Origin of the sequence: Aureimonas frigidaquae (genome assembly GCF_001463905.1) — a bacterium.
In the GTDB taxonomy this organism is placed as follows: domain Bacteria; phylum Pseudomonadota; class Alphaproteobacteria; order Rhizobiales; family Rhizobiaceae; genus Aureimonas; species Aureimonas frigidaquae.
The window spans coordinates 1-4,211 of sequence record NZ_BBWR01000023.1 but is presented as its reverse complement, the minus strand read 5'-3'; the positions used below and the strand labels follow the sequence as shown (position 1 = coordinate 4,211).

The 4,211-nt window shown below is 64.7% G+C and carries 4 protein-coding genes; 3 read left to right on the top strand and 1 reads right to left on the bottom strand.

The annotated features are described in order from the left end of the window. Positions 1-19: 19 nt before the first annotated feature. Positions 20-781, bottom strand: coding sequence for an IclR family transcriptional regulator (locus AUL30_RS19115; RefSeq protein WP_244490908.1), 762 nt, complete (start codon positions 779-781; stop codon positions 20-22). A gap of 213 nt (positions 782-994) precedes the next feature. Here AUL30_RS19115 and AUL30_RS19110 point away from each other — a divergent pair, with 213 nt between their 5' ends. From AUL30_RS19110 to AUL30_RS19585, 3 genes are all read left to right on the top strand, one after another. Then, positions 995-2,665: a GMC family oxidoreductase gene (locus tag AUL30_RS19110; RefSeq protein WP_062229507.1), complete on the top strand. Its 1,671-nt coding sequence runs from the start codon at positions 995-997 to the stop codon at positions 2,663-2,665. Continuing rightward, positions 2,629-3,960, top strand: a complete 1,332-nt coding sequence (locus AUL30_RS19105; protein WP_062229506.1) for an MFS transporter — start codon at positions 2,629-2,631, stop codon at positions 3,958-3,960. The genes AUL30_RS19110 and AUL30_RS19105 overlap by 37 nt, the downstream gene beginning before the upstream one ends. Before the next feature lie 80 nt (positions 3,961-4,040). Beyond that, the coding region (locus AUL30_RS19585; protein WP_244490794.1) for a thiamine pyrophosphate-binding protein at positions 4,041-4,211 on the top strand (171 nt) is incomplete at its 3' end.

Below are 4,211 nucleotides of genomic sequence, written 5' to 3'. Positions count from 1 at the left end.
CGTATCCAGGCGCGCGGCGCTATTGCAGCGTGGTTCGCAGGCGCTCGGCAGCTTCTATAAGTCGGGGCAGGAAGCCCGTCGCCTTGTCCACGCCGAAGCGCGGCAGCGGACCATGGCATGCCAGGGCTGCCACCACCGTGTTGGCGCTGTCGCGCACCGGTACGGCAACGGCGACGAGGCCTTCGATGAACTCCTGGTCGTCCAGGCTGTATCCCCGGCGGGATATGGCGGCGAGGTCGGCATCCAGCCGCGCGCGGTCGGAGATGGTATGGGTGGTGTAGTTGGACAGGGCCAAGGCATCCAGCGTCCGCTTGCGCTGCGCCGGCGCCATATGCGCCAGAAGCAGCTTGCCGCTCGCCGTGCAATGCAGCGGAACGCGCGATCCGATCTCCAGGTGGAGCCGCAGCGGCCAGCGCGCCTCCACGCGGTCGATATAGACGGCTTCCAGGCCTGCGCGGGTGACGAGGTTGCAGGTTTCCTCGCAGGCATCCACCAGCTGTTGCAGGATGGCGTGCCGCTCCGTCGTGACGGAGGTGCGGACCGCATCGAGGCCGAGGCGCAGGAGGCGCGGTCCGACGATGAAATGCCGGCCCCCCGGCTCGCGCGAAAGGTAGCCTTCCGTCTCCAGCCGCTGGCAGAGGCGATGGACCGTGGGCTTCGGCAAGCCCAGTTCCTGGCAGAGTTCCGGCACGGTGATCGGCTGGTCCGCGCCGGCAATCGCGGCCAGGAGATCGAGCGCCCGCAGCATGGCCGATCCGCTATCCCGTTCGTCCGCTTTCAAACCGCTCTGCCTCCCTTTCGCGTTGTGCCTGTCTTCCCTGTAGCACAGGCCGGTTCGTGGGGGACTACCACCGGTCATTCGATCTCCAGGCAAGCCACCATCCTGCGGCAATGCAGCATTAGTATCTCACTCAGTGAGACGTTCTGTTTCAAAATAGAGTTGACTCGTTTGGTGGCGGGGTGCAGTCTCCTGGCTGCAGGGAGGAATCTGCACATGAATTTCGAGGAAGAATTCGACTTCGTCGTCGTCGGCGCAGGATCGTCCGGCTGCGTTCTCGCCAACCGCCTGTCGGAAGATGGGCGGTACAGCGTGGCGCTCCTGGAAGCGGGGCCCAAGGACCGGAATCTGTGGATTCACCTGCCCATCGGCTATGGCAAGACCATGTGGAACGACGCCATCAACTGGCGCTTCCACACGGAGCCGGAGGAAGGGATGGCGGGCCGTCGCATCTACTGGCCGCGCGGCCGGGTCCTGGGCGGTTGTTCCTCGATCAACGGCCTCATCGTCATCCGGGGCCAGCAGGAAGATTATGATGGCTGGCGCCAGCTCGGGAATGAGGGCTGGGGCTGGGACGACGTGCTTCCCTATTTCCGCAAGCTGGAAACCAATCCAGCCTTCAGCGGCGACCCTCTGCACGGTTCGACCGGACCCTTGCATGTCAGCAGCATTCCCGTTCGGCATGAGCTGATCGAGGCCATCAAGTCCGCGGCCGTCGCCTGCGGCGTGCCCGAGACGGCCGACTTCAACGGCGCCACCCAGGAAGGCGTCGGCTACTATCAGCTGACGACACGTGGCGGCTGGCGCATGAGCGCGGCCAAGGCCTATCTGAAGCCGGCGCGGCGCCGCGAGAACCTTTCCATCCTGACGGAGGCGCAGGTCGCGCGGGTCATTTTCGAGGGCCGGCGCGCTGTGGGCGTGGAGTTGCGGCAGGGTGGCCGGGACCGGCGGATCGGCGCCCGGCGCGGTGTCATCCTGTCGGCGGGTGCGGTACAGACGCCGCAGCTCCTCATGCTGTCGGGCATCGGGCCTGCGGAGCATCTACAGCAAACGGGGATCCCCGTTCTGCAGGATAGCCCCGGGGTCGGCGGCAACCTGCAGGACCATCTGCAGATCCGCATGATCTATCGGTGCACCAAGCCGATCACCACCAACGATACGCTGCGCTCCTTCTATGGACGGGCACGGATGGGGCTCGAATGGCTGCTCACGCGCGGCGGGCCCTTGAGCATCGGCATCAATCAGGGTGGGCTCTTCACCCGCGTGCTGCCGGGATCCGCCACGCCGGACATCCAGTTCCACATCGGCACCCTGTCGGCGGACATGGCCGGCGGCGCCGTCCACGACTATTCCGGCTTCACCATGTCGGTCTGCCAGCTGCGCCCGGAAAGCCGCGGTGTGATCCGCCTGGGCTCGGCGGAGCCCTTTGCGGCGCCAAAGATACACGCCAACTACCTCGACAGTGAAACGGACCGCACCTGTGTGGTGGCCGCGATGCGCTTTGCGCGGCGGCTGGCGGCCACCGAGCCCTTCGCCGCCTATGTGGCGGAGGAGGTCCTGCCCGGTCCGGCGATCGAGACGGATGCCGACCTTCTCACCTTTGCGCGGCAGAACGGGGCGACGATCTTCCATCCTGCGGGAACGTGCCGCATGGGCGGAGAGGGGGACCGCACCGCCGTTCTGGATGCGCGCCTGCGGGTGCGCGGCACGGACGGGCTTTGGGTCGCCGACTGCTCGGTCATGCCGACCCTCGTGTCGGGCAATACGAATGTTCCGGCGATCATGATCGGCGAAAAAGCTGCCGACATGATCCGGGAAGACGTCAACAGCCATCAATCTGGGAGGAAGACATGGCAAGCACAGCGGGAACTGCCGATCGCGAGCTGAGGCGCGTCGTCGGCGCAAGCGTGATTGGCGCGACGATCGAATGGTACGACTTCTTTCTCTACGGCATCGTCGCCGGCATCGTCTTCAACCAGCTCTACTTTCCGGCGGACGATCCAGTCGTCTCCACGCTCCTGGCCTATACAACCTTCGCGATCGGCTTCGTCGCGCGGCCGGTCGGCGGCCTGATCTTCGGTCATTACGGCGATAAGCTCGGCCGCAAGAGCATGCTCGTCATCACGCTGATGATCATGGGCGTGGCCACCGTCCTGATCGGCCTTCTGCCCACCTATGAGCAGATCGGCATCGCCGCGCCCATCCTCCTGCTTCTGCTGCGCATCCTCCAGGGGATCGGCATCGGCGGCGAATGGGGTGGTGCGGTCCTGATGGCCTACGAGTATGCGCCCGAAAACCGGCGCGGCTTCTTTGCCAGCATCCCGCAGATCGGCCTTGCCCTGGGCCTCTGCCTGGCATCGGGCGTGACCGCGGTCATGTCGCTTCTGCCGGACGAGCAGTTCATGGCCTGGGGATGGCGCGTGGGCTTTCTGGCAAGCGTGCTCCTGGTCCTGGTGGGCATGTATATCCGCCTGAAGGTTGCCGAGACCCCGGAGTTCGAGAAGGTCAAGGAAACGAAGAAGGATGTTGCGCTGCCCTTCATGGTGATGCTGCGCAAATACCCCAAGAACATCATCCTGGGCATGGGCGTGCGGTATATCGACGGCGTCTTTTTCAACATCTTCGCCGTCTTCTCGATCGTGTACCTGTCGAAATATGTCGACGTGCCCCGCACGACGGCGCTTGTGCTCGTCACCATTTCGGCGGCGGTGATGGTCTTCACCATTCCCTATTTCGGCAGCCTGTCGGACCGTTGGGGCCGCCCGAAGACCTATGCCATCGGTTCGCTGCTTCTGGCCCTGTGCGCCTATCCGGCCTTCTGGCTGATGGCTTCGGGCAGCCTGCCGCTCATTGCCATCGGCATCATCGTCCCGTTCGGGATCGTCTATGCCATGTGCTACGGGCCGGAGGCCGCGCTGTTCTCGGACCTGTTCGATGCGGAGGTCCGCTATACGGGCATCTCCTTCGTCTACCAGTTCTCCGGAATCTTCGCGAGCGGCATCACCCCGATCATCGCCACCTACCTCCTGGCGGAAGGCGGCGGCCAGCCCTGGTACGTCTGCGCCTACGTGGTCTTCGCGGCTTTGATCAGCATGATCTCGGCTATGGCGATCCGCCGTCCGGCACCAAGGCTCCAGCCGCAGGGTGCCGCCATGGCGCCATCGGCCAGCCGCCTGCGCTGAAGCCTCAACCCAAACGCAACGGCAGGCCCCGGCGAACGGCCGGGGCCACCTCTATCCAAACATGACAAGGAACGATCCCCATGAAGATGACGACGGAAGAAGCGTTTGTGAAGGTTCTGCAGAAGCATGGGATCGACCAGGCTTTTGGGATCATCGGCTCTGCGATGATGCCTGTATCGGACCTGTTTCCGCGCGCGGGGATCACCTTCTGGGACTGCGCGCACGAGACGAATGCGGGGCTGATGTGCGAT

What these genes read in the sequence shown, in the direction of transcription:
- AUL30_RS19105 (WP_062229506.1), top strand. Translation starts at nt 2,629, where the DNA reads ATGGCAAGCACAGCGGGAACTGCCGATCGCGAGCTGAGGCGCGTCGTC.
- AUL30_RS19110 (WP_062229507.1), top strand. Translation starts at nt 995, where the DNA reads ATGAATTTCGAGGAAGAATTCGACTTCGTCGTCGTCGGCGCAGGATCG.